Raw genomic sequence first — 1,213 nt, 5'->3', positions numbered from 1 at the left:
CATCGGCCTGGGCAGCTGGATCACGTTCAACGTCGGCAACGACCGCGCCGCGCGCGACGCCTGCGCCGAGGTGGTCCGCGCGTTCTTCGCCGAAGGGGGCAGGCTGATCGATTCGTCGCCGATGTACGGCTCGTCGCAGCCGACCATCGGCCATGCGCTGGCGCAGCTCGGCCGGCCGGCGGCGCTGTTCTCGGCCGAGAAGGTGTGGATCGGCGACGTGCAGCGCGGCGCGGCGCAGATGGAGGCCTCGCGCAACTTCTGGGGCGTGCCGCGCTTCGACCTGATGCAGGTGCACAACCTGTTGTCGTGGCAGGAGCACCTGCCGCGGCTCCTCGAGATGAAGAAGGCGGGGCGGCTGCGCTACGTCGGCATCACCACCTCCGAAGGGCGGCGCCATGCCGAGCTGGAGCAGGTGATGCGCACGCAGCCGATCGACTTCGTGCAGCTCACGCACAACCTGGTCGACCGCGAGGCGGAGCAGCGCCTGCTGCCGCTCGCGCAGGAGCGCGGCATCGCGGTGCTGGTGAACCGGCCGTTCCGCGGCGGCGCGTTGATGGATGTGCTGGCGCGCCAGCGGCTGCCGGCCTGGGCCGCGGAGATCGACTGTGCGAACTGGGCGCAGGTGGCGCTCAAGTTCGTCGTCTCGCACCCGGCCGTCACCTGCGCGATCCCGGCGACCAGCCAGGTGGCGCACCTGCGCGAGAACATGGCGGCGGCGCGCGGCCGCATGCCCGATGCGGCACTGCGCGAGCGCATGGCGCGCACGGTGGCTGCGCTGTGAGGGCAGCGCCTTGAGCGAGTGGTGGACCTATCGGCCGTCCAGCTTCCTGATGTTCTCGCCGCGCATCTACTGGCGGCTGTTCGAATCGCTGAACGAGGCCTGGTGGCCGCTGCAGTGGGTGGCGATGGGTGTGGCGGCGGCGTGGCTGGCCTGGCGCGTCCGCGGGGGCCGCGGAGACCGCGACGGGCGCCTGCTGCGAGGCGCGTTCGCCTTCGTCGCGATCTGCTGGGCGTTCACGGCGTGGGCGTTCCTGTTCGAGCGTTTCGTGCCGATCTTCTGGGCGGCGACGTATGCCGTCGCGGCGTTCGGCGTGCAGGCGGCCGGCTTGCTGGTGCTGGCGTTGAAGGGCGGCATCCACCTGTCGAGCCGACGCTGGCGGGTGTGGTCCGGCATCGCGCTCGCAACCTGGGCGGCGCTTGTCCACCCCTGGAT

The 1,213-nt window shown here is 71.5% G+C and carries 1 protein-coding gene and 1 pseudogene; both read left to right on the top strand.

What is annotated here, in order from left to right; all coding sequences use genetic code 11:
- On the top strand, positions 1-781 hold a 781-nt coding region (locus tag AC1D01_RS35555; protein ID WP_477874350.1), incomplete at its 5' end, for an aldo/keto reductase.
- Positions 782-791: 10 nt separating this feature from the next.
- Positions 792-1,213 (top strand): annotated as a pseudogene (locus AC1D01_RS35550) (hypothetical protein); the annotation flags it as partial.

The organism is Rhizobacter sp. P3_B12 (assembly GCF_056402895.1).
The sequence above is the reverse complement of the archived record's forward strand: the minus strand, read 5'-3'. Positions and strand labels throughout refer to the sequence as shown.